The following is a 25,786-nucleotide window of genomic DNA, read 5'->3' on the forward strand; positions in this document are numbered from 1 at the left end:
GCCGCAGGGTGCCCGCCGGGTGTCGAATCGGTGTAAACGCCCGGCGGCAGCTTTTCCAGGAGGCACCCATGTCGGTAAAGAGTGGAAGCGGACAGAGCAAAGGAAGCGTCCAGGGCAAGGAGCGCAGCGACGCGGTGGCCGGGCTCGCCGTCGAACAACCCGGCATGATCCGCAACATCGCCCTGGTGGGGCACTCCGGCGCGGGAAAGACGATGCTCGTCGAGGCACTGCTGGCGGCGACGGGCGTGATTTCGCGGATGGGGTCGATCGTTGATGGCACCACGGTGGGCGACTCGGACCCGGCCGCCGTCCACCAGCAGCGGTCCGTGGGCCTTGCCGTGGTGCCGCTCCTCCTGGACGGCGTGAAGGTGAACCTGATCGACACCCCCGGCTACGCCGATTTCACAGGAGACCTGCGGGCGGGCCTGCGCGCCGCGGATTCGGCACTGTTCGTGGTTTCCGCGGTCGACCGCGTCGACGCGTCCACCGTGGCGCTGTGGCAGGAATGCGAGCGGACCGGGACGCCCCGTGCGGTGGCGATCAGCCGCCTGGACCACCCGCGCGCGGACTATGACGCCGCCGTCGCGGCCTGCCGTGAAGCGTTCGGCGAGTCGGTCCTCCCGCTGCAGGTGCCGCTCCGGGAAGGCGGCGAAATCGCGGGGCTGCTGGACCTGCTGAGCGGAACAGTTTCGGGAGCCACCGACGACGGCGGGCAGCCACCCAGGAGGCCGGCGGACGCGGCGGAACTCGCCGCCGTCGACGGCCCACGGGCGGAACTGATCGAAGGCGTCATCGCCGAAAGCGAGGACGAAACCCTCATGGACCGCTACCTCGGCGGTGAGGAAATCGCCCTCGATACCCTGTTGGCGGACCTGGAAACCGCCGTCGCCAGGGGCTCCTTCTTCCCGGTGCTCGCCGTGTCCGCCGGCACCGGGCTCGGACTGGCGGAACTGCTGGACCTGCTGCAAAAGGCCTTTCCTTCACCCCTGGAACGCGAGGTGCCGGAGGCCACGGGACTGGACGGCACGCCCCGCAAACGGCTGGGCTGCGACCCCGACGGCCCGCTACTCGCCGAAGTGGTGCGGACCAGTGTCGATTCGTTCCTGGGCAAAGTCTGCCTGGTGCGGGTCTTTTCGGGGACCCTGCGGGAGGACACCGCCGTGCATGTGGGCGGCAGGGGATTGTCCGAGCGCGGCCACCCGGACCACGACGCCGATGAGCGCGCCAGCCACCTGTATTCCCCGTGGGGTGCCGCGCTGAGGGCCGTGCCGTTCAGCGTGGCCGGGGACATCTGCGCGCTCAGCAAAGTGGCCACGGCGGAAACGGGGGACACCGTGTCCGCCAAGGACGAACCGCTGCTGATCAAGGTCTGGGACATGCCCGAGCCCCTGCTGCCGCTGGCCGTCGAAGCCGCCGCCCGCAGCGACGAGGATGCGCTCGCCAAGGGACTGGCGAAGGTGGCCGCCGGGGACCCTGCGTTGCGGGTGGAGCGCAACTCCGAGACCCACCAGCTGGTGCTGTGGTGCACCGGGCAGGCGCACGCCGACGTCGTCCTGGACCGGCTCCGCGAGCAGGGCGTGAAGCTGCAGACCGTGGACGTCGTCACCCCGCTGCGCGAAACCTTTGCCGTCCCGGCAAGCGGCCACGGGCGGTACGTGAAGCAGTCCGGCGGGCACGGCCAGTTCGCCATTTGCGACATCGACGTCGAACCGCTGGAACGCGGTGCCGGATTCGAATTCGTGGACAAAGTGGTGGGCGGCGTGATCCCCGGGCCGTTCATCACCTCCGTCGAGAAGGGCGTGCGGACCCAGATGCAGAGGGGCGTGGCCGAAGGCTTTCCCGTCGTGGACATCCGCGTCACCCTGCACGGCGGCAAGACCCACAGCGTGGACTCCTCCGACGCCGCATTCCAGGCGGCCGGCGCCCTCGCCCTGCGGGAAGCCGCCGCGGCCGGGCGCATCCAGCTCCTCGAGCCGGTCTCGTCCGTGGTCATCCGTGTGCCCGACGACTACGTCGGCTCCGTGATGAGCGACCTGTCAGCGCGCCGTGCCCGGCTGACGGGGACCGCGTCCGAAGAGGGGAACACCGAAATCACGGCCGAGGTCCCGGACCAGGAATTGCTGCGCTACGCCCTTGAGCTCCGGGCCCTGACAGCGGGCGGCGGCAGCTTCCGGCGCAGCTATCTGCGGCACGAGCCCGTGCCGTCCTGAGCTGTCAGGCTTCAAATCTCGCCCGTGGAGCCCTGGACGCCGCCCAGCAGCGGCGCCATGCTGCGCCATTTCGCGATCTCGCAGCCGTCCGTGCGGCTGAAGCGGCAGTCCACCTGCCGGCCCCGGAATGGCCTTGGTTGACGGTTTTCTTGAGCTGGAACGCTCAAGTGGAAAATTGGAGTGGAGCGCCATCCTGCAGAAGATGGCGAGCGACCTTGGATTCTCGAAGATCCTGTTCGGCCTGTTGCCTAAGGACAGCCAGGACTACGAGAACGCCTTCATCGTCGGCAACTACCCGGCCGCCTGGCGCGAGCATTACGACCGGGCTGGCTACGCGCGGGTCGACCCGACGGTCAGTCACTGTACCCAGAGCGTACTGCCGATTTTCTGGGAACCGTCCATCTACCAGACGCGAAAGCAGCACGAGTTCTTCGAGGAAGCCTCGGCCGCCGGCCTGGTGTATGGGCTGACCATGCCGCTGCATGGTGCTCGCGGCGAACTCGGCGCGCTGAGCCTCAGCGTGGAAGCGGAAAACCGGGCCGAGGCCAACCGTTTCATAGAGTCGGTCCTGCCGACCCTGTGGATGCTCAAGGACTACGCACTGCAGAGCGGTGCCGGACTGGCCTTCGAACATCCGGTCAGCAAACCGGTGGTTCTGACCAGCCGGGAGAAGGAAGTGTTGCAGTGGTGCGCCATCGGCAAGACCAGTTGGGAGATATCGGTTATCTGCAACTGCTCGGAAGCCAATGTGAACTTCCATATGGGAAATATTCGGCGGAAGTTCGGTGTGACCTCCCGCCGCGTAGCGGCCATTATGGCCGTTAATTTGGGTCTTATTACTCTCTGAATGTGCCGGTCACCCTGGCGGTCTGCGGTCCGCCGTACTGCTGGGTGCAGCGGCGGTCCAGTCGGGGCACCGGGAAGAAGATCTCCTCGCCGTACTGCTCGACGGCGGCAAGCGCCGCCCGCGGATCCGGCACCGTGGATCCGGCGGCCGGTTCGCCGTCAGCGGCAAGCAGCACGAACTCCTGTTCCGCGGCGCCCGGCGCATCCAATAGCGTCACGGTCAAGTCGACGTCGTACTGGCTCATCGCACGCCTTCCTCGGGTCCGGCTTCGAGCAGCTCCAGCGGCGGCCGGATTTCCGCCAGCAGACGGGCCCGCAGCTCCTGGGCCTCGGTGGCGAAACCCCGTTGCATTCCAACGTACTCGTTCTTGCCCTCGGGCGTTTCGATCCGGATGGCCGGGTAGCCCCATTCGCTGAGTTCGTACGGCGAGGCCTGCATGTCCATTGCCCGGACCCGCCAGGACAGCTCGAAGCAGTCCATCACCAGCTCACTCGGCAGCGCGGGCGCCAGCTTGTACGCCCACTTGTAGAGGTCCATGTTGGCGTGGAGGCAGCCGGGCTGTTCCATGAAGCGCTGGTTTTCGCGGGTGGGCGTGATTTCGTTCAGCGGCACGGCATCCGGGGTGTAGAAGCGGAAGGCGTCGAAATGGGAACAGCGGATCCGGTTCTCTTCCACCACGGCATCCGTGCCCTCCGAACCCAGCCGCAGGGTGAGGTACTCGTGGCGGAGGTCGAACTTGTCCTGCCGGTACACCATGGCCCACTCGTGGAGCCCGAAGCAGGCGAACTGGGCGGGACGGGCCGCGGTTCCGGACAGGATGATTCCGGCGAAGCGGAGGGTTTCGGCGCGGTCGGCAACAAAGCGGTGGCGGTCCAAGGCGACCGCCGTGCTTCCCGCCGGCAGGCCTGCGGCCGCCAACCCGGCGTCGTCGAGCAGCGTGTAGTACTTCCAGCCGGCGCGTTCGGCGGCACGCGGGCCGCACAGCACCGTGCCGTCGCCGGGGTGCCAGCGCAACAACTGGCCGGGTTTCTGCGTGTAGTAGGTGAAGAGGAAGTCCTCCACCGGGTGCTTCTTGCCGGCGGAGCGGCGTTCCAGGTAGGGGTCCGCGTAACGCCGGACGCGTTCGTGATGAGCCGCTTCCAGGGGGAGCCACTGTTCCTCCGGAAGCAGCCGCAGCTTACTCGCCAACGCCACTGGAACCGAGCACCGCCTTGACGGCATTCCAGGCCGCGATTTCGCAGCCGTCCGTGAGCTTGTAGGAGGATTCGACGCCGACGCCGTCCACGGCGCCGGAGATCAGTGCGGTTTTGGGGCCGCCGTACTGCAGGTCGCAGGCCTGGTCCTTGGGCCGCGGGACCCGCGTAAGCATCGCCGGGTTCGCCTTCAGGGCCGCGCAGGCCGCTGCCGCATCCGGGTGCTTGCTTTCTGCGGCAGGCACGCCGCCCTGGCAGACCAAGGTGTAGCTGGTGGCGGTGGTGCCCGGGGAGGGGGTGATGAGGATCGAGAGTTCGGCGTCGCCCTTGCCGGGGCTTGCGGGAACGGCCGACGGCGGTGCGGGGAGCGGCTTGGTGCCGGGCGACTCGGTCTCGTCCGGGAGCAGCCCGCCGGAGTTTGAAGTGGTGGGGCTCGCATCAGGTGGCGTGCTTGACGGTGCGGTGCTTCCTGAGGTGGTCGGGGTGCCGCCCCCGGACCCGGGCGAACAGGCGGCCAGCCCGAGGACGGCTCCGCCTACGACGGCGAGGGCCAGAGCGGTCCGGGCCAGGGCGGTGCGGAAGATTCGCGGTCGCATGCGGGGCTCCTTGCTTTCTGCCATTTTATCCCGCGTGCGCATTATCCCGGCTGCGCGGCCGGGACCGGCACTGCGGCTTGGACCGGTACCTCGGCCGGGACCGGCGCGGGGCGCTGGGTGGCGGCGATCAGGCCTGTCATGGCCGCGTGGAGTTCGGCGACTTCCTCCCGGCTGAGACCGAGCCGCTCCATGATGGTGCCCGGTACCGCCGTCGCCTGCTCCCGCAGCGCCGCCCCGGCCTCCGTCAGGGTCACTGCGAGGGCCCGTTCGTTGCCGGGGACCCGTTCGCGGGTGAGCAGGCCTGCTTCTTCGAGCCGGCGCAGGATGGGCGAGAGGGTGGCGGGCTCGTGGAGCAGGGCGTCGCTGATGTCCTTGAGGGTCCGCGGACTGCGCTCCCAGAGGGCAAGCATCACCAGGTACTGCGGATGGGTCAGGCCCATGCGTTCCAGGACTGGTTTGTAGATGCCCACCACGCTGCGCGAGGCGACCGTGAGGGCGAAGCAGAGTTGGCGTTCGAGGAGGAGATCGTCCTCGGCAGGCGTGGACATGTTCCTCCTTGGCTCGGCCGGACTTACTGTGCAAGCTTATCTCGTCGCACTAATTATTAGTGCACTAACAATTAGTGTACTCTGGTGCTACGAGGAACCCCACGGAGGGAGCAGGAGTGGCCAAGGAATCATTTGCCCAGAGGTTCATGCGCGTAACCGGGCGGCTGCGCGTTGTTTTCGGCCCGGCCCACAGCAGTTCGCTGGACCACGAAATGACGGAAGCCAACCGGATCCTGCTGCGCCAGCGCCAGGCCGAAACCCTGCAGTGGGAAACCAAGCACAGGGCCGACGGCAGCAGTTACGTGGTGCCGAAGAACCCCGCGGACAAGTCCCTCCGCTGACCGTGCAGCTCCCGTGGAACCGGGCCCAGCCCGCCTTATTCCGGGGCGCCGGGCGTATCATTGAACCACTGGAACCACTCGGGAACGGCTCGATCGCCGGACCCCGCTGAGGGGAAGGAGGTGGGATGTTGTGGGACGTGTGCTGGACAGTTTCATGCATGTGACGGCGCGTCTGCAGGCTGTGTTCGGGCCCGCTACCCAGGGCGATACCGATGCGCCCGTGGTTCACAAGCACGATGACTTCGAGCAGGCTTCGGCAGAAGACCTGACACATTTTGTGGTCGAAACAGACGCAGAGGGCCACCATTACGCAGTGCGTGATGACCCGGGGCCGACCACTACCGACTACGGTTAGGCCGGCAGGCTGCCGCAGGAAACAAAGGGACCGGAGCGCAAGCTGAACTGCTCCCCGAAGCTTGGACTGAGAAACCAGTTCTGACTTTCGGGGAGCAGTTTTATGCCCAAGAGAACGAACGCCTTCGCGCAGAGGCATTTCTTGTCCTCGTGGGCGTCGTCCCAGATCGGCGGGGATTGTGGTTGCTGCCGCGCCGCCGCTGGCCGCTCCTAGCGCGCTTGATCGGCAGTGTCGCCCGGGGCGGGGCGTCGAAGGGCTTCCCAGGCGGCGTCGGCGAGGACTCGTTCGGCCTGGGCGAAGTGCGCGGCCAGGACGTCGGGTTCCGGTGTGGTGGAATGCCCGGAGGGTTCGATGGCGGCCCGAACGAGCTGTTCGGCCGGCCCGAGCCATAGCGCAAGGCTGTGCTCGTGCGGCAGCTCTCGTAGCTCCCCGGTCGCGGCGCGTTCGCCGAGCCAGCCGGCGAGCCGACCGTAAAGGCCTTGCTTGAGCCGAGCTTCTTCCCCTTCGGAGATCTCGACGACGTTGGGCTCGCGGCACTGATGCAGGTAGCCGATAGCGCGCGGATCAGCCCCGGCCCACCGTAGGTAGGCCACCACCAGCCCGCGGACGGCGTCCTCGGTGCGCTCGTGGCGGTCAAGCTCGACGAGCAGGTCGCCCTGGAAGCGCTGCAAGTGTTCCAGATAGACCGTGGCGGCCAGGCTGAGCTTGTCGCGGAAGTGGTGGTAGAAGCTGCCCACGCTCACGCCGGTCGCGGCCAGGATATCTTCCACCCGGGTCCCGGCGACACCCCGGTCGAGGAACAGCTCGATCGCTGCGGCCGGTGGCGGGGTGGCTGGATTGTCGGCGGCGATGATGTTGGGGCGGTCCCGACGGCGGGTGGTGGTCGTCGATGCCGGCGAACCGCGCAACGCCCCGTCGGCGCATCTGCACGGCTTCTTGTCCCGCGACGGCATGGACCCGGCCGAGCTGCTGTCCACGGCCAGGCGAGAGGTCGCCAGCTACGGCGGGGAGCTACTGGCGGGCCGAGCGGTCGGCATCGACCGCCTCGACGGGGCGCGGTTCGCCGTGCGCCTGGCCGAGGGCGGGCGGCTGGGCGCACGCGCGGTGGTGGTAGCGACGGGGCTTCGCGATGAGCTCCCCGAGATCCCGGGCCTGCGCCCGCGGTGGGGCCAGGATGTGCATTTTTGCCCGTAGTGCCACGGCTACGAGGTACGCGACAGCGCGCTGGGAGTGATCGGAGGGGAGGACCGTCCGTTCAGCCTGCGCCAGGCGATGCTGATCCGGCAGTGGTCCGACGATGTGGTTTTCTTTCCCCACCGAGCGGGAGCGGTTGGTCGCTCGCGGCGTGCGGATCGTCGATGGCGAAGTGACACGGATCGTGTCCGACGAGACCGGCGTCCGCGGTGTCGAGCTCGCCGTGGGGCCGATGGTCAGACGTACGGCGCTGTTCGTCGGCCCACGCTTCGTACCGTCAGACGAGCTGCTGAGCGCCCTGGGCTGCGAAGTCAATGACGACGGCTGAGTCGCCACCGATCGCACCGGTCGCAGCAGCATCGACGGCGTGTGGGCGCCCGGCAACGTCGTGGACCCCACCGCCCAGCTGATCAACGCCGCGGCCGCCGGGTCCGCCGCCGCCATCGCGATCAGCAACTATCTGGTCGCCGACGACGTCGAGAAGGCTCTCAACGGCCACACCGAGCCAGTACCAGCCAATTGATCGTCGGATGGCCTTCGTCCTTCCGGACGCGGACGAACCCGGTGCGGACGGTGTCGACCTGAGCACAGGCGACCCCGCACAGCGCACGACAACGGGCGCCTCCTCCGGGATCGGGCGGGCAGCAGCGCTCACCCTCGTGGACGCCGGCTTCGCGGTGGTCGGCACGAGCCGCAACGCGGCGAACGCCGAGCCGCTCGCCGGGGTGACGTTCCTCGATCTCGACGTGGTCAACGTCTCCTCGGTACTCGCTCTGATCCCAGCGCCCTTCAAGGCCGTCTACGCCGCTACCAAGCATGCGGTCGAGGGCTACGCCGAGTTCGTCGGTCACGAGCTTCGCGAGCACGGCGTCCGGGTGCTGCTGATCGAGCCTGCCAACCAAGTCCGCAAGCTCAACCGGCTGGCCGGCTGACCCGACAGTACACCCGGCGCCTGAACAGACGCACATGTCCTTCGGCGCTCGGGGAGCTTGAGATCGTCCTGGCCGCGCGGGCGGACCCTGTGCGGCCATTTCAACCTAGGTTGAGCGCTGTCCAGGAGACCGGAGGCAGGGTGATTTCCACAACGCCGTTACGCACCACCGCACTCTTATTCGGGTGCAGGCTGACGCGGTCCGGCTCGTCTAGGGTGTTCTTGGCGTAGACATCCGTGTCGGAGAGGGTTTGTGCATCCAGAACGATGACGCTTTCGAGGGCTGTCAGGTCGATGGTTACGGTTGCCTCCTCGGTCTGTGAGCGGTTGACGAGGAAGACCGAGGTTGTTGCCGCATCCGGGTCGAATGTGGCGACGGCGTCGATGAGCGGCACGGTTCCGTAGGCGTCAGTGCTGTAGGTGTCCGCATCCAGCCTCACGTCCAGGGCGATTCCCTTGGCCAGCCTGGAGGTCAGCGCGAAGGGGTAGAAGGTGGTCTGTTTCCACGCAGGCCCCCCTGGTTCGGTCATGATCGGGGCGATGACGTTGACGAGTTGGGCCAGCGAAGCGGAGGTGACACGGTCGGCGTGCTTGAGCAGGGAGATCAGCAGGTTGCCGAAGACGACTGCGTCGGCCACGGAGTATGCGTCTTCAAGAAGCCGTGGCGCCGTGGGCCAGTTGTCTAATCCTTCGAGTTTGTCTACGTTCTGGAACCGCTCGAGGTACCAGACGTTCCATTCATCAAAGGAAATGTTGATGGTTTTCGTGCTGCCGTTTACCGCTTTGACGTGATCCGCAGTCGCGACCACGGATTCGATGAAGTGATCCATGTCGGAGGCGGAGGCAAGGAACGAATCCAAGTCTCCGTTCTTCTCTTCGTAGTAGGCGTGGCAGGAAATGTAGTCGACGTCGTCGTAGGTATGGCTAAGGACAACCCGTTCCCATTCTCCGAACGTCGGCATATGGGCGCTGGACGAGCCACAGACCACGAGTTCGATGGAAGGATCCAGCTGACGCATGGCCTTGGCCGTCTGCGAGGCGAGTTTGCCGTAGTCGGCTGCGGACCGGTGTCCCAGCTGCCACGGTCCGTCCATTTCGTTTCCGAGGCACCACATCTTCACGCCGTAGGGCTCCACGCGCCCATGCAAGGCGCGGCGATCGGAGAGTTCTGTTCCGGAGCGGATGTTCGAGTACTCCAACAAGTCCAGGGCCTCCAGGGTGCCGCGGGTGCCGAGGTTGACGGCAAGCATCAGTTCACTTCCCACCTTCTCCAACCAAGTGCTGAACTCATGCATGCCGACTTCATTGGTTTCGATGGAGTGCCAGGCAAGGTCGAGGCGGCGGGGCCGCTGTTCCTTAGGTCCGACGCTGTCCTCCCATCGGAACCCTGACACGAAGTTGCCGCCGGGGTAGCGGATCGTGGAGACTCCCAGTTCCTTGACGAGCTCGATGACGTCGGCGCGGAAACCGTCGGAATCTGCGCTGGGGTGGCCGGGCTCGTAGATGCCGTCGTAGACGCATCGTCCGAGGTGTTCAACGAACGAACCGAAGAGGCGGGGATTGACATCGCCGACGGCGAATTGCGGGTCGATGGTAAGGCGTGCGGAAACCATGGTCTGCTTTCGGGTAAAGGGGTGGCAGGGGTTTGTCTACGTGATGTGCGGCGGAAGCTTTATTTGAGGCTGCCGAGGGACAGTCCGCCTTGCCAGTACTTTTGCAGGGTGAGGAATGCCACCACGAGGGGAATGATGGAGATGAAGGAGCCGACGATGATCAGGCTCCAGAGCGAATGGCCGCCGCCGTTGTTGGAAGAGGCCAGTTGCTCCCAGAGCCCGATCCCGACAGTGAGGGGATAGAGCTTCTCCGTGGACAACATGGCCAGGGGCAGGAAGTAGTTGTTCCAGGTCCCGACGACGGAGAGTAAGAGGACAGTCACCAAGGCTGGACGAAGCAGGGGCAAGGAGACTTGGAAGAAGGTCCGCAGCTCCCCGGCCCCGTCGACCCTGGCGGCGTCGAGCAATTCGTCGGGGACGGCTTCTGCCGTGTAGACGCGCATCAGGTAGACCCCGAAGGGGCTAAGCAACGAGGGCAGGATGACCGCCCATACCGTGTCGGTAAGTTTGAGGTTGGACATCAGGATAAATGTCGGGATCACGAGCGCGGTCATGGGGACCATCACGGCGCCCAGCAGCAATGCGAACGTCAGGTTCCGGCCCCGGAACTTGTACTTGGCGAACCCGTAACCGGCCAGGACAGAGATTGCGGTGGCGCCCAATCCGCCGCTGAGCGCGTAAAGCAGGGAATTGCCCAGCCACTGCACATATTCCCCGCGGTTATAGGTGAAGAGGTCCTGGATGTTTGCGAACAAGTTGAAATTCTTGTCGAACCACATTGCGCCGGCCGAACCGGCGAAAAGCCCTTGGGCGTCTTTCGTGCTGGCAACGAAGAGCCACCAGATCGGAGCAAGGAAGTACAGGACCAGGACGCCCAGAAAGACATGAGCAACCAGGTTGCGGCGGGGCCGGGGCATCCGGGTGCCGGCCGGGACAACGGTTGTAACGGCGCTCATGAGAGGGTGCTCCCTTTCTTACGGGTGGCGAACATGAAGACGTATACGGCGATGAAGACGATGATGCCGAGGGAGAACGATTTTGCAGAGGCGTAGTTGAACTGGGCGTAGCCGAAAGCGAGGTTGAAGGCGTAGATGTTCGGCGTGAAATCCGGGGTGATGCTTCCATTGGCTACCGGCCCAAGGATCTGGGGTTCGGAGAAGAACTGAAGGGTTCCGATCAACGCAAAGATGAGGATCAGGACCAGCGCCGAAGAAACCAAGGGCACTTTGATGCGAAAAGCGACCTGCCATGCGGAAGCTCCGTCAATCCTGGCGGCTTCATAAAGCGAAGGGTCAATTCCCTGGAGCGCGGCATAGATGATGATCATGTAGTAGCCCGCCCACTGCCATGTCACGACGTTGAGTAGGCCATAGAAGACGTTGTCCTGACTGAGCAGGAAGGGTGCCGAGGCGTGGAACAGCGAAAATACCTGCTGCATCGGCCCAAACGTAGGACTGTAGAGAAACCCCCACATGAGGGCCCCGATGACCGCGGGGACCGCATATGGCAGGAAGATCATGAGCCGGGAGAACCTGGCCAGCCGGGTCGTAAGGTGGTCCAGCACGAGTGCCGCAGCCAGGGACACAGCCATTTGGACCGGTATGAGGACCATAGAGAATCGGACAACGAACCACACGCCTTTGAGGAACTGTGGGTCTGAGAACGCATGGAGGTAATTCTCCAAGCCGCTGAAGCGCGTGCCCGTGGCAAGGCCTTTCGTAAACAGGCTGAGGTACAGGGCGTAGGCCAGCGGCGCCAGCAGGAACGCGACGAAAACGATGCCGAAGGGTGCAATGAACAGCCACCCGGTCCGGGCACGTCGTGCATTCATCCTTTCGCTTCGGGAACGAACCGTGCGCTCAGGTGGTACCGGGGGTGTCGCTTGGTCGGTTGAGGAACCGTGCGGCAACGATGTCACCGTTGACCCGTGAACTGCCATGATCTGTCCTATTGCTTTCTATCGATAGGATCCGTCCCGTTCCCCAGCCCTTGCGGCCGCGGAACGGGACGGGCTGTTAGTTGACCGTGAAGCCTTGGCTCTTGGCGTAGTTCACCATGATCCCCTGCAGCTCGGTGGCTGCTTCGTCTCCGCTGATCTTGCCTGAATTGATCTTGACGGTCTCGGCCTGCAGCTGGGCGTAGTAGTACACGCTGAACGGGCTGTAGTTGAAGCCTTTGTAGGCGTTTTCGGCCGGGATGTAGATGTCCTTATTGGCGGTCTGTCCGCCAAAGAAGTCGACGGCGTTATTGGTGAACGCGTCCGACTTCAGCACGTTTTGGTTGAGCGGGAAGATCGTTTGGGTCTTCCAGCCATCCGTGAGCGAGGCGTCGTCGGCGTAGAGTCCCTTGGCGACTTCGGCGGCCAGCTTCTGGTCGCTGGCTTGTGAGGTGACGGCGAAGGTAGATCCTCCCCAGTTCACGGAGACGGGATTGCTGGGGTTCCATTGGGGAAGCGGTGCCACAGCGAACGTTCCTTTTTCCTTTCCCTTGCCTACGCCGGAACCGGTGAGGTAGCCCGGGGCCCAAGCCGCAGAAATGTATGTGGCGTATTTGCCGCCGACCATTCCTGAGATGTAGTCAGTGGTGAACTGGTCCTGGGTGCCGACGAGGCCTTTCTTCACCAGACCTGCCCAATAATTCAGCACATCCTTGGCAGGCTGGCTGTCCAGGTGAATGGAGATATTCTTCTGGTCCGCCAGGTCATAGGTAAAGGGAACGGCGCCCTTTTGTGCCATGAGTGCGGTCAGGGCGGCAGGGACATTGCTTCCCAAATCCCCAAAAGCCGGGCCCCCGGCGTCCTTGACCTTTTGCGCTGCTGCCTCGTACTCCGCCCATGTTGCCGGCGGCTTGATGCCGTATTTGTCGAGCACGTCCTTGCGGTAGATCATGGCCATCGGGCCGCCGTCGACCGGAATCGCGTAAACCGAATCGCCTTGGGAGACGTCCTTCCAGGAGCCCGCACTGAAGTTCTTCTTCACGTCGGCGGCACCATACTTGCTCAGGTCGACAAGTGCGTTCTGCAGTTCGAAACCCGTCAGCTGGTCAGCCTCAAGCATGATGACGTCAGGGGCGCCCTTGCCGGCCTGGATGGCGGTTTGGAACTTCGCGTACTCCGGCGCGCCTTGGCCGGCAATCGTCCAGCAGACTTGGACGTCTGTGTGGGAGTTGTTGAAGTTGTCAACAACCGTGGCCATGTTGGGGTACCAAGCCCACACGGAGACCTTCGGTGCATCGGCATGGATGATCTTGTTGGTGCAGGTGCTGGCGGAGCCGGCCGCGGCGGTATCCCCGCCGCCGCTGCAAGCCGCCAGCGTGGCAGCCAGGGCCGCGGCTGACATAGCCGCTGCGATTGCTTTCTTGTTCACGTAGATTCCCTTCGGTGGTGCATGAGCGTCCCCTGGACGCAGAGCAGTGAGGGTCTGGCGGTCCTACCGCCGGTGCTGGCTGGAAGGAGCCGGATGCTGAAATGGGACAACAGAAGGATCGGAAGCTTTTACATCGATGTAAGTAATCGTTGTAAAACAATAGTGATGTGACGCGGCTTACATGTCAAGCAGAAGTTAAGTGAGAGCTGCGGATGCTGTCGGGATAGCCGTGGACCCCCGGCAGATAACCTTGAATCCGGCCTCGAACTCCCGGGCCGGCGTTGCCACGTCCGGGCCGTCGATGCGTTCAAGGAGCATTGAGACGGCGGTTTCGGCTATCTCCCGCCGGCCGGGATCGATCGTTGACAAGGTTGGGAGCGAGTACCGGGTCTCGTCGATGTCGTCAAAGCCGATGATTGCCACGTCCTCCGGGATTTTCAAACCCGCGTCCTGCATGACGCGCATAGCCCCCAGGGCGATGGAGTCGTTGAAGGCCACGACGCCGTTGAACGTTAAGCCGGACTCGAGAACCTTGCGCATAGCCTGGGCACCGTCGGCGCGGTGCCACGACTGGACGTCGATGGCCAGCTCATCCAGATATTCCAATCCGGCCTTCTGCAGGGCGCGGCGGTAGCCTTCCAAGCGAAGTCCGGCTGAGCCGATGACTTCATTCCGGTGGGCCCCGAAGGCGAGTAGCCTGGTTCGCCCGCGTTCCAAAAGATGTTCCGTGGCAGCTTGCGAAGCTTCAATGTTTTGCATTGTCACGTGATCCGCAGGACCGTTGAAGATCCGCTCACCGAGAAGGACGATCGGTGTCGGAATGTCAATAAGATCCGCGTCCTGCTGGCTAAGGCCCAGCACGCTGTACAGGACGCCATCGACCATGCGCATCCGGGGGCCGTGCAGGATCTCCAGTTCACGTTCCCGCAGGCCGCCGCTTTGCTCGATGATCACGACTTTCCCCCGCTTCGACGCGGCAGTCATGACGGCGTCAGCCAGCTCGGCAAAGTACGCGTTTTTTAGATCCGGAATGATGAGGCTAATGACGTCTGTTCGTCCCGACCTTAGCCCGCGGGCAGAGAGATTGGGCTGGTAGCCAAGATTCTCGATGGCCAGCAATACCCGCTCGCGGGTCCCGGGTTTGATGTTTGGATGTTCATTGATGACGTTGGACACGGTCTTGATCGACACGTCGGCTGCCCGGGCCACGTCCCGCATGGTTATTGCCAACTTTTCCCTTTTCCGCGCGCAGGTCAGTTTCCGCCTCCACAGCAGATTACATCGTTGGAACGAATTTGGGCCGAAAGCCTCCTCAAACACCGCAAAGGTGTGGTGCGAACTTATGGGCGGTTCGCGTGATGAGTGAACTCGGCGACGGCGGCCAGCAGCCGGTAGACCATCCGGCCTTCGGCGGTGGTGGTGTCGATGCCCTGCTCCAGGAACGGTGGTCTCGCTCGACCAGGACCTGTTGACGACGGGCATACTGCTACGCGAAGAAGGCTCCGTCCCAAGTGGGGACGGAGCCTTCTCAGACCGGTTGCTGGCCGCTAAAGGGGAGACCTCACAAGCCCCGGTCCTTCGTTTAAGCCGTGTATCAGCCTGCCTCAGCGGCCGGTGCCGCCGTAGACGGTGGCTTCGGCATCGCCGTCGAGCTCGAAAGCCGCGTGGATGGCGCGCACGGCGTCGTCCAGCTTGTCGGCGCTGGTGACCACCGAGATGCGGATCTCCGAGGTGGAGATCATGTTGATGTTGATGCCGGCGTCGGACAGGGCCTTGAAGAAGGTGGCCGAAACGCCGGGGTGCGAACGCATGCCGGCGCCGATCAGGGAGAGCTTGCCGACGTTCTCGTCGTACTCGATGCTCTCGAAGCCGATCTCGCCCTGGGCGGCGCGGAGGGCGGCGAGGGCGTCGGCCCCCTCAACGATGGGCAGGGTGAAGGAGATGTCCGTGTGGCCGGTGCCGTGGGTGGACACGTTCTGGACGATCATGTCGATGTTCGAGTGCGCATCGGCGATGACCTGGAAGATCGCCGCGGCCTTGCCGGGGATGTCCGGGACGCCGACCACAGTGACCTTGGCTTCGGACCGGTCGTGGGCCACGCCGGAGATGATTGGCTGCTCCAAGGCAACTCCCTCTTGAGTCGTGATCTTGTCATCGGCACCGGGCAGGACCCAGGTGCCTTCGTTCTGGCTGAATGAGGAACGCACGTGCAGCGGCACGCCGAAACGGCGGGCGTACTCCACGCAGCGCAGGTGCAGGATCTTCGCGCCGGAGGCGGCCAGTTCCAGCATTTCCTCGCTGGAGATGGTGTCGATCTTCTGCGCGGAAGCGACCACGCGCGGGTCCGCCGTGTACACGCCGTCCACGTCGGTGTAGATCTCGCAGACGTCCGCTTCCAGGGCCGCGGCCAGTGCGACGGCGGTGGTGTCCGAGCCGCCACGGCCCAGCGTGGTGATTTCGTTGGTGGCCCGGGTCATGCCCTGGAAGCCGGCCACGATCGCGATGTGCTGCTTGTCCAGGGCGGTGCGGATGCGGTGCGGGTCGACGTCGATGATGCGCGCCTTGCCGTGGATGCCGTCGGTGATCATGCCCGCCTGGGACCCGGTGAAGGACTGGGCGGACGCGCCGAACTTGTTGATGGCCATGGCGAGCAGGGCCATGGAAATGCGCTCGCCGGCGGAGAGGAGCATGTCCATCTCGCGGGCCGGCGCGGAATCCGTGACCTGGGCGGCGAGGTCCAGGAGCTCGTCGGTGGTGTCGCCCATGGCGGAAACGACGACGACGACCTCGTTGCCAGCCTTCTGCGCGTCGACGACCCGGCGGGCAACGCGCTGGATGCCCGCGGCGTCGGCCACGGAGGAGCCGCCGAACTTCTGGACGATCAGCTGTTTGGTCTTGGCAGGCTGCGCGGCCAGCTCGTCGCTTTTCACTTCGGTAGTGGGCATACTCATGCGCGCACCCTCACTGCATCACTTGGGAATCGAAACACCGCACGGCCAATTTACGGCATGCCAGCGTGGCTTATTCGGCCAGTTTATCGCCGTGTGTCCCGGGCCCGGGAATTGTGACCAAATCTCGGCCCAGGGTGGATGTGGGTGACTTTCGCCACGGCGTACGATCGAGGAACGATGCGGCCTGCGGGCATGTCCGCCGCGCAGGTTCAAGCTCTGTAGGGGGAAACAGAGGTGGAGTATGTCCGTTGCAGAAATTCCTGAAACCACCCGGGCGCCGCTGGCTTCCGGGGTTTCCGCGGTGGGTGTCTCCCGCCGCTTCGGTTCCGTCCACGCCGTCGAGCACATGGACTTCGAGGCCCCCGGCGGGCGGGTCACCGCACTGATCGGCCCCAACGGGGCGGGCAAGACCACGCTGCTGCTGATGCTTGCCTCGCTGCTGCAGCCGGATGGCGGCACCATTACGGTAGACGGCCTGGATCCGGCGCGGGACAGCGCGGCCGTTCGGCGCCGGCTCGGCTGGATGCCGGACACCCTTGGCGTATGGGAATCCCTCACGGCCCGGGAGATCCTGGTGCAGATGGCGCGCTTCTATCGCCTGCCGAAAGCCGGGATCGGCGGCCGGGTGGCGGAACTGCTCGCCCTGGTCCGGCTGGAGGATCTCGCCGACCAGCCCGCCCGCGTGCTTTCCAAGGGCCAGCAGCAGCGGCTCAGCCTGGCCCGGGCGCTGGTCCACGACCCTTCCGTGCTGCTCCTGGACGAACCCGCGGCCGGCCTGGATCCCGGCTCCCGCGTGGAGCTGCGGACGCTCTTGCGGAACCTGGCCGCAGCCGGGAAGTCCGTGGTGGTGTCCTCGCATGTGCTGAGCGAACTCGATGAAATCGCCGACGGTGCCGTGTTCGTCAACCAGGGCCGCACCGTCAAGCACCAGACCATCGAGGAAGCAGCGCAACAGGGCCGGCGCTACGCCATCACCGCCCTGGACCCGGCGGCACTCGCCGCGAAGCTCACCGAACTGGGTCTTGAGTTCCAGGCCGGAAGCGGCCGCCGTCCCTCGGTATCGCTGATGTTGAGCCACGACGACGGCGCTGCCGCCCTGCTGCGGGACCTCGTCACCGCGGGGATCGGCGTCGTGTCCTTCGGACCGGCAAGCGGGGCCCTGGAAGAGACGTACATGAGCCTGGAAACGGAGCGGAAATGAGCACGGAAAAGACTCTCCCGGGACCCGCACCGGTTCCGGACCCGGCTGTCGCCCGGGGCGCCGTCGCCGCTTACTTCGGCGGGATCGGCGACGTGGTGGTGCTGGAGATGAAGCAGCGGCTGCGCTCGCGCGGCTGGTACATCATGCTGGGTATCTGGTTCGTGGTGATCGGCTTCGTCACGGCACTCACCTGGGCCGGTTGGAACGCCTCCATGGAGGTTCGGAACTCGATGCCCGTTCCGGACGGCGCGCCTGAGCCGGCCGGGCCGGGGTCCGCGATCTTCGAAGTGGTACTGGCCTTCGTGCTGCTTTTCGCCCTCCTGGTGGCGCCCGCCTTGTCCGCCAACGCCGTCAACGGCGACCGGGCGGGCGGCACGCTGGCGATCCTCCAGATCACCCTGCTCACGCCCGGGCAGATCCTCTGGGGTAAGTTCTGTGCCGCTTGGCTGGCGGCGATCGCCTTCCTGGCGGCCAGCGCGCCGTTCCTCATCTTTGCGGTGCTGCTTGGCGGGCTGACACCCGGGCACGTGTTGGTGTCCTTGCTGATGCTGGCCGTCGAAGTGGCCGTAGTCTGCGGGATCGGCGTGGGCATTTCGGCCCTCGCCGGCCGGCCCCTGTTCTCGATTGTGGTCACGTACTTGACGGTGGCAGCGCTGGTGGTCGGCTCGCTGATTGCTTTCGGCCTGGGCGTGCAGCTGACCCAGGGAACCGTCATGGCCAACCAGCCGCAGTACAAGGGGATGGAGTACGGCCCCGGTGCCTATCCGGCTTCTCCGGAATACACCTGCGAAGGCCCGCTTGTGGAGCAGGATGTGTTGCGTACCGAGCGGGTGGCCTGGCTGCTGGCGATGAACCCCTACGTGGTGGTGGCCGACGCCATTCCGTACCCGGAACGGCAGGGATCTCCCTACTACTATTCCGGCGGCATGATCGAGAACATCAGCCAGGGCGCCCGGGGGGCGCTCGCCGGGCCGGACGGGACGTATCCCTGCGCCAACGGCAAGGTCCAGCCGCAGTACCTCAAGCAGAGCACTCCGCTGTGGCCGCTCGGCCTGGCGCTGCAACTCGGACTGGCCGGGCTGTTGCTACGGCTTGGCTGGCGTTCCCTCCACACGCCTGCCCGGCGCCTGGCTCTGGGCACCCGGATCGCCTGAGGCGCCATGGTCTCCGGCCAGCCGCCTGAGGACGAGCCCCGCTACGAGCAGATCGGCCGGGACCTGTACGACGACGGCGGACCGGAGGATGACGACGGCGGTCGTGGACCGGACGGCGGCGGACCGGAGGATGACGACGGCGGTCGTGGACCGGACGGCGGCGGACCGGAGGATGACGACGGCGGTCGTGGACCGGACGGCGGCGGTCCGGCCCCGGTTCGGGTGCCGTTCCGGGTGGCGGCGGCCGAGACGGCCCGTGACGCCTGGGTGGACGCTGTGGCCGCGTTCGGCAGGCCGTCGTTCTGGATTGTGATCGTCGCGGTATTGGCAGGGGCGGGTGCGACTACTTACTCCATTCTTGCCTGGCTCGTCCTTATCGGCTGGGGGCCGGTGCCGCCCCTTATTACCTATCTCCTGAGCGGAGGCACGCTCTCCGTGGCGGCGGCCGTCCTCGGTGCCGTGTGGGGATTCACCCGCGGCAGGACAACAGCGCCGACCGTGCCTCCCCGCCTGCTGGCGTGCCTGCTGCGCGGGCTTGTGCTTGGCCTGCTCGGTGTCGGGCTTCTCTTGGGGATCCGCGTGCTGCAGCCTGTACCGGCCAGTGGCGTGCTCTCCGTGGATCCTGCTTCCGGCCTGCCGGAGGTCCCGGAAGGGAGCATGCCGCCGCTGCCTGGCCTGGAGCTTCTGGCACTGCTGTTGGTTCTCTTCGAAGCAGGTGTTTTCGCCATGATCGGCATGGGGTTCCGGGCCTGCTTCGCGGCGCGGCTTCCGGGAGCCGTGCTGACCGTGTTTGCGACGAGTTTGTTTGCGGTCGGGAATCTTGCGACCGCTTTTCTCCTGCTGCCGGGTACGCTGGCCGCCGAACCGGTCTCCGTTGCAGTGAACGTCGAGCGGGACAGTGCCGGTCGCTACGTTTCCTACGAGTGCATCGGAGGTCCGGTGCGGAACGAAACCATACTGCACAGCGAGCGGGTCGTGTGGCTCACCGCAGGGAATCCGGCCGTCCTTTACTGGACGCTTGCCTCCGACCTGGTGCCGCCGGACCGTGATCCGGGGTGGTTCCTGGTTTCCTTGCAGCGCTCAATGGAGGGTCCTGCCTACGATGTCCCCTGCATCAACGGGGTGCCCAGCGACGAACTCCAGTCTGCTTTTCCGCTCTCCGTCATCGGGATCGCCGGGCAGCTGGGGACCGCCGGATTGGTGTCCGCCGGGGGAGTGCTGGCGGGCCGCCGTCGGGCCCGGGCGTGACGTTCCCTCCCACTTGCTTTTGCTTCCAGCCAAAAAGCGGCCCGGAACTCCGGGGTTTCCGACGCCCGGGATGGCCCCATCGCTGGGCAACCGGGAGGGAACGTCACGGGCATAGGGGCCGGGCGTGACGTTCCCTCCCACTTGCTTTGGCTTCCAGTCAAAAAGCGGCCCGGAACTCCAGGGGTTTCGACGCCCGGGATGGCCCCATCGCTGGGCAACCGGGAGGGAACGTCCTTGGATTAGGGCCGGGCTAAATGGGGGCAGACGGTAAGCAATGCCACGGCCAACCCGGCCGCCTGAATCAGGACAGGGCGTTGCGGCGGCCCTCGAAGGCGCGGCCCAGGGTGACTTCGTCGGCGTATTCGAGATCCCCGCCCACCGGCAGGCCTGAGGCGAGCCGGGTGACGGTGATACCGATCGTCTTCAGCATGCGGGCAAGGTAGGTGGCCGTCGCTTCGCCTTCGAGGTTGGGGTCTGTGGCGATGATGATTTCCTGGACGGCGCCGTCGTTGAGTCGCGTCAGGAGTTCGCGGATCCGCAGCTGTTCCGGGCCGATGCCGGCGATCGGATTGATGGCCCCGCCCAGCACGTGGTATCGGCCGCGGAAGGAGCGGGTCCGTTCGACGGCGAGCACGTCCTTGGATTCTTCGACGACGCAGATCACCGACGGGTCCCGCCGCGGGTCGCGGCAGATGTTGCAGGTTTCCTGCTCGGTGACGTTTCCGCAGATGGTGCAGAACTTCACGCGTTCCTTGACGGTGGTGATGGCAGCGACCAGGCGTTTCATGTCCTCGGGGTCGGCCTCAAGGATGTGGAAGGCAAGGCGCTGGGCCGACTTCGGGCCGACGCCGGGGAGCCGGCCGAGCTCGTCGATCAGCTCTTGAACTGCACCTTCGTACACAATGTCCTCGCTTGTTCAATGGCCGTGTTCAGTGGCGGCGTTCAGTAGGGTTTTTGTTGGCGGACGGTGACCGGCGGCGGTCAGCGGCGCATCAGGGGAGTGCCGTCGAGGGAACGCTCTTCCAAGAGTCTCCCGCCCAGAATACGCTCGACGGCGGCCCGGCCAAACACGCCCGATTCCTCGATGGTCTCGTCATCTGCGCTCGGGACGTCCTCGACCATCGTGGCCGTCGCGCTTGCCGCCCTGGCGGGCACCTGGATGCGTCCGGCAAGGGCTTCCGGGCTGTTCGAAAGCCGCTGATAGAGGCTCTGCTTGCCGGCAACGTTGCCACCGACCTCGGCTGCGGACGCCGGAACCATCGCCCAACTGTTCGCCTGGGGCTGGGCATGAGCGGGGGAGACCGATGCGGGGGCGGCCGGCGCGGGAGGGGCCGATGCGGGAGCCTGCTGGACCTGGGGCCGGGCAGGCACCTGCGCCGCGGCAGGCTCGTACACCGGCGTGCCGGAATTGATGCCGGCCTGTGAGGGCTGCGTCTGGTCTGGTGTTGTGCTGTCCGGTGTTGAATCAGCCGGGACTTGGGTCCCGACATTGCTGGCGGTGCCCACCACCCACGAGCCCGGGGACTGCTCCACCGCGCGGGACCAAGGGTCATTCGAGGTGTCAGACCCGGGTGCGGCCTCCCGTGTGACGTCGGCGGTCTCAGCAGGAGCGGCGGCGGCAGCTGAAGAAGGAACGGCGGCAGCCGAAGGAGCGGCGACGGCAGGCTGCGTGGTCGCTGCTGCGGACACGGACCCCCAGCCGGAGTCCGACGGCGGAACCCAGTCCATGGGCGGTTCTTCGTCCAGCGGCGGGGCATCTTCGTCGAGCGGGGGACCCCAGTCGTCGTCGGAATAGGAGTAGTCCCCGGACGGCGGCTGATCGGCAGCCTGCTGCGAAGGCTGGGTGTCATTTGGTTTGGTGTCGGGCGCGTCGGACCGGTCGAATGATGGGCTGGACACAGGCACGGCTGAGCTCGCAGCAGAGGGCTCCTGCCGCGGTGCAGGATCGGGTGCAGAATCGGGCGCGGAAACCGCACCGGCGTTGGAAAGGGGACCGGAACCGGGCACAGAACTACCCGGGGGCACAGAACTACCCGCGGGCGCGAGACCCCAGGCGGTGTCCACCTCGGACGGCGCGGGCACAGCGGAAGCAGCGGGCATGGCGGGCGCGGCCGCCGGCACCTGTGCCGGGGCTTCCGGGTTAGCCGGTGCTTTTGGGTTTGGCGCAGAGCTCCCTGAACTGTTGCTGCCTGCGATGGCGGTGATCTGGCAGTCGATGCCGATGGTCTTGTGGATCGCCTGGCGAAGGTTCTCCGCATGGTCGGCCCGGCTGAACGCGGTGGCCAGGCCGTCCGTGCTGAACGACAGGACCAGCGTCTGACCATCGAATCGTGCCACCTGTGCGTTGGCGCCGACCAAAGCCCAGCTGCTTCGCTTGATCTTGCTGAGTGTCTGGAGGATGTCCTGCCAGGCGCGGCGGACCACCTCGACGTCGGCACTTCCGGTGGGGGCAGGGGCAGGGGCAGCGGGCGGCTGGGCAATCGGCGCGGCCGGAGCCTGCGGGGCCGCGGGTGCAGCCGCTGCCGGAGCAGCCGCAGCTTGCTGCGGTTCGCGTGCGGCCGAAGGCTGCGGGTTGCTCTCCTCGCTGGGCCAGTCGCTGGTGGTGACCCGGGGGGCGGAGACCCGGCTTGGAGCGGCCGGAGCCTCGGCGGCCGGCATCTCGGCGGCGGCCGCCCGGGCGGTCTCCGGGACTGAGGCGGCCGGAACCGCAGCTGCGGGCGGTACCTGCGCGGGCTCCGGCGTCGGGCCCTGAATCGGAACTGCCGGCGCTTGTGCGGCTGCCTGAACGGGAATAGTTTGGACCGGAATAGCGGGCGCAAGCGCCTCCGCCGGGGCGCCGGCTGGAACCGGGGCGCCGCCGGGAGCGGGAAGCGCGCCGCCGTAGCTGAGGCGCCGCTCCACACGGTCGATCCGGGCGGCGATTCCCCGCTCGGTCTGGTCGGCGCTGGGCAGCAGAATGCGTGCGCACAACAGCTCAAGCTGCAGCCGCGGCGAGGTGGCGCCGGTCATTTCGGTGAGCGCGGTGTTGGTGACGTCCGCCGCGCGGGAGAGCTCAGCGGCACCGAGGGCGCTGGCCTGACCCTGCATGCGGGCGATCTGGTCCTCCGGCATGCCGCGCAGGATGGCGCGGGCGCTCTCCGGCATGGCCTGGACGATGATGAGGTCGCGGAAGCGCTCCAGCAGGTCCTCGACGAAGCGGCGGGGATCGTGCCCGGTCTGGATGACCCGGTCCACCGCGCGGAAGACTGTGGCGGAGTCGCCCGCGGCAACTGCCTCGACGACGTCGTCCAGCAGCGAAGCGTGCGTGTAACCCAGCAGCGCGACGGCGAGCTCGTAGTCCAGCCCGTTGCTTCCGGCGCCGGCCATGAGCTGGTCCAGCACGGACAAGGAGTCGCGGACGGAACCGCCGCCGGCACGGATCACGAGCGACAGGACACCCGGGGCCACGGGCACGTTCTCCGCGGCGCAGAGCTGCTCAAGGTAGGCCATGAGCGGTTCCGGCGGCACCAGGCGGAAGGGGTAGTGGTGCGTGCGGGAGCGGATGGTGCCGATCACCTTGTCCGGCTCCGTGGTGGCGAAGATGAACTTGATGTGTTCCGGCGGCTCCTCGACGATTTTCAGGAGCGCGTTGAAGCCGGCCGAGGTGACCATGTGGGCTTCGTCGATGATGAAGATTTTGTAGCGGTCCCGCACCGGGGCGAAGGTGGCACGTTCGCGGAGATCGCGGGCGTCGTCCACACCGCCGTGGCTGGCGGCGTCGATCTCGATGACGTCAAGGGAACCGGAACCGCCGCGGGCGAGTTCGACGCAGCTGTTGCACTTGCCGCACGGGGTGTCCGTGGGCCCCTCGGCGCAGTTGAGGCAACGGGCCAGGATACGGGCTGAGGTGGTTTTGCCGCAGCCGCGCGGGCCGGAAAAAAGGTAGGCGTGGTTGACGCGGTTCTTGCGCAGCGCCGTCATGAGCGGCTCCGTGACATGTTCCTGCCCGATAACGTCCGCGAACGAATCCGGGCGGTACCTGCGGTAAAGGGCAGTAGTAACAGTCACAGGGAAAACCTAGCGGTAGGGACTGACATTTAAAGTAAGTGACCCCTCATGCACCCGCCAGAGCCCATCTACCCTTGCTACCTTCCGGTCCTGGGGGAGTTCAACAGGATGACGCCACATGAGGGGCCGCAGACCAGCTTACCCGAACTTTCAGCGGCACTCGAATCCGGCGTCGGGCAACAGAAACTAGAGCGAAGCGATGGTCTCCGCCGCGATTCCGAAGGACATGGTCGTGCCGATCCCGGAGGTCACGGTGACCTCCCAGGTCCGCGCTTCAATGTCCTCCACCAGCAGGGGGGTAGATGGCCACGTCAGCCGATTCGATCTCGGCGGGGACCCCGGCGGGGACCCCGGCGGCTGCCTTACACGGGTCCTGCTTCGCCGTCGTCAGCTTTAGGTCGATGTCGGTGTCTTCCGGGGCTTCGACACCACTGACGTGTATGCGGTGATTTTCGCCTGACCGGAGGCGGGCAAGTTTGGTGACTGCCAATAATGTCAGCGGTCGGTGATGGGATGGATCCATGGAGATCACCAGCAACCTGAGCGCGAGGGCACCGCACCCCGATGCGGGGCCCGACCCTTTGCAGGTGCTGGATGGTCTGGTCTCCACATTGGTGTCCCTGGAATCAGCGATCGCCAGCTTGCAGGGCCTGCGGGAGTACACCCTCGGCCTGGCGTCGCGGGTAGCGGACGTGATGAGCGGCGCCCGGCCGCCAGGATTCAACACCGCCCGGTGGGATTCGGTGGAGCTGGCGCAGCGTGCGGTGGCGGCCGAGATCGGGACGGCGACCCGCGCCAACGACCGCACCATACAGCGGCAGATGTGCCAGGCGGTCGAGCTGCTGGACCGCTTCCCGGCAACGTTCGGGGCCTTGGCGCAGGGCCGGATCGGCCTGGCCCACGCCCGGATCATCCAGGACGCCGGCACGCCCTTGGACGATCCCGCCGCGTTGGCCCGGTACGAGGCCGTGGTGGTGCCGTGCGCGGAACGGGAGGCGCCGGCCCGTGTCCGGCGCCTGGCCGTCCGGGAAGCCGAGAAAGCCCAGCCCGAACCGTTGGCCACCCGGCATGAACGGGCGGCCGGGGAACGGCGTGTCCGGGTCACGCCTTTGCCCGACGGCATGGCCGAACTCGCCGCCGTCCTGCCCGCAGCGGTGGCCTACGGCATCCACGACAGGCTCACGCAGATGGCGCGTGTACATGCTGAATTGGCCGAAGACAGCCAAACCCGGGCCACCCATCGGACCGGGACCGCTGTCCTGCCTCGGAACACCGATCAACTCCGCGCCGATCTGCTCGCAGACCTGTTGCTCCGCGGCGCCCCCACCGGGCACGACACCCCGGACGGACTCCTGGCAGGCATCACCGCCCGCGTGGATGTCACCGTCCCCGTGCTGACCCTGATCGAGCGCGAACCCTCCGCCGTGGACGACTCCACCCAAGCCGCTGAGGCCCAAGCCATTGTGCGCGAAGCTGCATCCACCCAAGTTCCGGCCGAACTCGACGGACGCCACCCCATCGACCCCGCCACGGCGAGGATCCTCGCCGGGCAAGCCACGGGCTGGAACAGGGTCCTGACTGACCCGGTCACCGGCGCGGTCCTGGCCGTGGACAGATACAGACCCGGCGAAGACCTCAAACGCCTCCTCACGGCCCGGGATTCACGCTGCCGTTTCCCCGGTTGCGGGATCAAAGCCCGCGAACTGGACCTCGACCACACATACGACGCCGCGCTCGGGGGGACCACCGAAGCTGCCAACCTCGCCGGACTCTGCCGCCGCCACCACACGCTCAAGCATCACTCGCGCTGGACAACCCGGCAGACCGGAGCCGGGGACTTGGAGTGGACCAGCCCCACCGGCCGAAAACACACCGACCACCCACCCATACCCCCGACGTCCACAGCCGGCGCGCACAGCTCAAGACGGGCCCGTGGAGATGCCGGCGAGCCGGGTCATGCAACCGACCCACCGCCCTTCTGATCGTCAATGG

25 protein-coding genes, 1 other RNA gene and 1 pseudogene are annotated in these 25,786 nt (G+C 66.1%); 12 read left to right on the top strand and 15 right to left on the bottom strand.

The features are described from left to right. Positions 1-68: 68 nt before the first annotated feature. Positions 69-2,210: an elongation factor G-like protein EF-G2 gene (locus tag ACNQPB_RS07595; RefSeq protein WP_498750476.1), complete on the top strand. Its 2,142-nt coding sequence runs from the start codon at positions 69-71 to the stop codon at positions 2,208-2,210. Between the two features lie 11 nt (positions 2,211-2,221). On the opposite strand, the pseudogene ACNQPB_RS07600 reads toward ACNQPB_RS07595, so the two are convergent. Then, positions 2,222-2,338 (bottom strand): annotated as a pseudogene (locus tag ACNQPB_RS07600) (serine protease inhibitor); the annotation flags it as partial. Between ACNQPB_RS07600 and lasR the strand changes: the two are divergent. Beyond that, the gene (gene lasR, locus ACNQPB_RS07605; RefSeq protein WP_347032980.1) at positions 2,338-3,057 is read left to right on the top strand and encodes a transcriptional regulator LasR; all 720 of its coding nucleotides are present in this window, start codon (positions 2,338-2,340) and stop codon (positions 3,055-3,057) included. The pseudogene ACNQPB_RS07600 and the gene lasR overlap by 1 nt on opposite strands. On the opposite strand, the gene ACNQPB_RS07610 is transcribed toward lasR, so the two are convergent. Genes ACNQPB_RS07610 through ACNQPB_RS07625 form a run of 4 tightly spaced genes read right to left on the bottom strand, consistent with a single transcriptional unit; the run spans position 3,047 to position 5,394 of the window. Next, a complete protein-coding gene (locus ACNQPB_RS07610) occupies positions 3,047-3,301 on the bottom strand; it encodes a serine protease inhibitor (RefSeq protein WP_498750478.1) in 255 nt (84 codons plus the stop codon). The genes lasR and ACNQPB_RS07610 overlap by 11 nt on opposite strands. Beyond that, positions 3,298-4,278, bottom strand: coding sequence for a 3-methyladenine DNA glycosylase (locus ACNQPB_RS07615; protein ID WP_498750480.1), 981 nt, complete (start codon positions 4,276-4,278; stop codon positions 3,298-3,300). Before ACNQPB_RS07615 ends, ACNQPB_RS07610 begins: the two co-directional genes overlap by 4 nt. Then, the gene (locus ACNQPB_RS07620) at positions 4,235-4,846 is read right to left on the bottom strand and encodes a serine protease inhibitor (RefSeq protein ID WP_498750482.1); all 612 of its coding nucleotides are present in this window, start codon (positions 4,844-4,846) and stop codon (positions 4,235-4,237) included. The genes ACNQPB_RS07615 and ACNQPB_RS07620 overlap by 44 nt, the downstream gene beginning before the upstream one ends. A gap of 41 nt (positions 4,847-4,887) precedes the next feature. Next, positions 4,888-5,394, bottom strand: coding sequence for a MarR family winged helix-turn-helix transcriptional regulator (locus ACNQPB_RS07625; RefSeq protein ID WP_498750484.1), 507 nt, complete (start codon positions 5,392-5,394; stop codon positions 4,888-4,890). A 116-nt stretch (positions 5,395-5,510) separates the two neighbouring features. On the opposite strand from ACNQPB_RS07625, the gene ACNQPB_RS07630 reads away from it, so the two are divergent. Together ACNQPB_RS07630 and ACNQPB_RS07635 are read left to right on the top strand one after the other, a co-directional pair. Then, complete coding sequence (locus ACNQPB_RS07630; RefSeq protein ID WP_498750485.1) at positions 5,511-5,735, top strand: hypothetical protein; 225 nt, start codon at positions 5,511-5,513, stop codon at positions 5,733-5,735. A gap of 154 nt (positions 5,736-5,889) precedes the next feature. Further along, a complete protein-coding gene (locus tag ACNQPB_RS07635) occupies positions 5,890-6,090 on the top strand; it encodes a hypothetical protein (RefSeq protein WP_498750729.1) in 201 nt (66 codons plus the stop codon). 209 nt (positions 6,091-6,299) lie between these two features. On the opposite strand, the gene ACNQPB_RS07640 is transcribed toward ACNQPB_RS07635, so the two are convergent. Continuing rightward, the gene (locus ACNQPB_RS07640; RefSeq protein WP_498750486.1) at positions 6,300-7,067 is read right to left on the bottom strand and encodes a TetR/AcrR family transcriptional regulator; all 768 of its coding nucleotides are present in this window, start codon (positions 7,065-7,067) and stop codon (positions 6,300-6,302) included. Here ACNQPB_RS07640 and ACNQPB_RS07645 point away from each other — a divergent pair. The 4 genes from ACNQPB_RS07645 (at position 6,970) to ACNQPB_RS07660 (ending at position 8,216) form a co-directional block, all read left to right on the top strand. Then, positions 6,970-7,284: an FAD-dependent oxidoreductase gene (locus tag ACNQPB_RS07645; RefSeq protein WP_498750488.1), complete on the top strand. Its 315-nt coding sequence runs from the start codon at positions 6,970-6,972 to the stop codon at positions 7,282-7,284. The two genes, ACNQPB_RS07640 and ACNQPB_RS07645, sit on opposite strands and share 98 nt — an antisense overlap. A 172-nt stretch (positions 7,285-7,456) precedes the next feature. Further along, on the top strand, positions 7,457-7,612 hold the full coding sequence (locus ACNQPB_RS07650; RefSeq protein WP_498750490.1) for a hypothetical protein: 156 nt from the start codon (positions 7,457-7,459) through the stop codon (positions 7,610-7,612). A 39-nt stretch (positions 7,613-7,651) separates the two neighbouring features. After that, positions 7,652-7,807 carry a hypothetical protein gene (locus tag ACNQPB_RS07655; protein ID WP_498750491.1) on the top strand — a complete coding sequence of 52 codons (156 nt, stop codon included), beginning with the start codon at positions 7,652-7,654 and terminating at the stop codon, positions 7,805-7,807. Between the two features lie 7 nt (positions 7,808-7,814). Next, positions 7,815-8,216, top strand: a complete 402-nt coding sequence (locus ACNQPB_RS07660; RefSeq protein WP_498750492.1) for an SDR family NAD(P)-dependent oxidoreductase — start codon at positions 7,815-7,817, stop codon at positions 8,214-8,216. Positions 8,217-8,316: 100 nt separating this feature from the next. Here ACNQPB_RS07660 and arfA read toward each other — a convergent pair whose 3' ends face one another. The 6 genes from arfA to ACNQPB_RS07690 all read right to left on the bottom strand — a co-directional run bounded on the left by arfA (position 8,317) and on the right by ACNQPB_RS07690 (position 16,144). Beyond that, on the bottom strand, positions 8,317-9,828 hold the full coding sequence (gene arfA, locus ACNQPB_RS07665; RefSeq protein ID WP_498750493.1) for an arabinosylfuranosidase ArfA: 1,512 nt from the start codon (positions 9,826-9,828) through the stop codon (positions 8,317-8,319). Positions 9,829-9,887: 59 nt separating this feature from the next. Next, positions 9,888-10,784: a carbohydrate ABC transporter permease gene (locus tag ACNQPB_RS07670; protein WP_498750495.1), complete on the bottom strand. Its 897-nt coding sequence runs from the start codon at positions 10,782-10,784 to the stop codon at positions 9,888-9,890. After that, a complete protein-coding gene (locus ACNQPB_RS07675) occupies positions 10,781-11,659 on the bottom strand; it encodes a carbohydrate ABC transporter permease (protein ID WP_498750497.1) in 879 nt (292 codons plus the stop codon). The genes ACNQPB_RS07670 and ACNQPB_RS07675 overlap by 4 nt, the downstream gene beginning before the upstream one ends. A 184-nt stretch (positions 11,660-11,843) precedes the next feature. Further along, the gene (locus tag ACNQPB_RS07680) at positions 11,844-13,193 is read right to left on the bottom strand and encodes an ABC transporter substrate-binding protein (protein WP_498750499.1); all 1,350 of its coding nucleotides are present in this window, start codon (positions 13,191-13,193) and stop codon (positions 11,844-11,846) included. Positions 13,194-13,388: 195 nt separating this feature from the next. After that, positions 13,389-14,411 (bottom strand): LacI family DNA-binding transcriptional regulator, encoded by a 1,023-nt coding sequence (locus tag ACNQPB_RS07685; RefSeq protein WP_498750501.1) that lies wholly within the window; start codon positions 14,409-14,411, stop codon positions 13,389-13,391. Positions 14,412-14,797: 386 nt separating this feature from the next. After that, a complete protein-coding gene (locus tag ACNQPB_RS07690) occupies positions 14,798-16,144 on the bottom strand; it encodes an aspartate kinase (RefSeq protein WP_498750503.1) in 1,347 nt (448 codons plus the stop codon). Between the two features lie 241 nt (positions 16,145-16,385). On the opposite strand from ACNQPB_RS07690, the gene ACNQPB_RS07695 reads away from it, so the two are divergent. From ACNQPB_RS07695 to ACNQPB_RS07705, 3 genes are read left to right on the top strand one after another with little or no spacing between them, the layout of a single operon-like run. After that, complete coding sequence (locus ACNQPB_RS07695) at positions 16,386-17,345, top strand: ABC transporter ATP-binding protein (RefSeq protein ID WP_498750504.1); 960 nt, start codon at positions 16,386-16,388, stop codon at positions 17,343-17,345. Further along, on the top strand, positions 17,342-18,499 hold the full coding sequence (locus ACNQPB_RS07700; protein WP_498750506.1) for an ABC transporter permease: 1,158 nt from the start codon (positions 17,342-17,344) through the stop codon (positions 18,497-18,499). The genes ACNQPB_RS07695 and ACNQPB_RS07700 overlap by 4 nt, the downstream gene beginning before the upstream one ends. A gap of 6 nt (positions 18,500-18,505) precedes the next feature. Then, a complete protein-coding gene (locus ACNQPB_RS07705; protein WP_498750508.1) occupies positions 18,506-19,747 on the top strand; it encodes a hypothetical protein in 1,242 nt (413 codons plus the stop codon). Between the two features lie 301 nt (positions 19,748-20,048). Here ACNQPB_RS07705 and recR read toward each other — a convergent pair whose 3' ends face one another. The 3 genes from recR to ffs form a co-directional block, all read right to left on the bottom strand. Beyond that, positions 20,049-20,648 (bottom strand): recombination mediator RecR, encoded by a 600-nt coding sequence (gene recR / locus ACNQPB_RS07710; protein WP_426302042.1) that lies wholly within the window; start codon positions 20,646-20,648, stop codon positions 20,049-20,051. An 80-nt stretch (positions 20,649-20,728) separates the two neighbouring features. After that, positions 20,729-23,794 carry a DNA polymerase III subunit gamma and tau gene (locus ACNQPB_RS07715; protein ID WP_498750510.1) on the bottom strand — a complete coding sequence of 1,022 codons (3,066 nt, stop codon included), beginning with the start codon at positions 23,792-23,794 and terminating at the stop codon, positions 20,729-20,731. 34 nt (positions 23,795-23,828) lie between these two features. Continuing rightward, positions 23,829-23,925, bottom strand: an RNA gene (gene ffs / locus ACNQPB_RS07720) — signal recognition particle sRNA small type. A 390-nt stretch (positions 23,926-24,315) separates the two neighbouring features. Between ffs and ACNQPB_RS07725 the strand changes: the two genes are divergently transcribed. After that, a complete protein-coding gene (locus ACNQPB_RS07725; protein WP_498750512.1) occupies positions 24,316-25,776 on the top strand; it encodes an HNH endonuclease signature motif containing protein in 1,461 nt (486 codons plus the stop codon). Positions 25,777-25,786 lie beyond the last annotated feature (10 nt).

This window comes from Curtobacterium sp. LFS079, from assembly GCF_047977865.1.
Classification (GTDB): domain Bacteria; phylum Actinomycetota; class Actinomycetes; order Actinomycetales; family Micrococcaceae; genus Arthrobacter.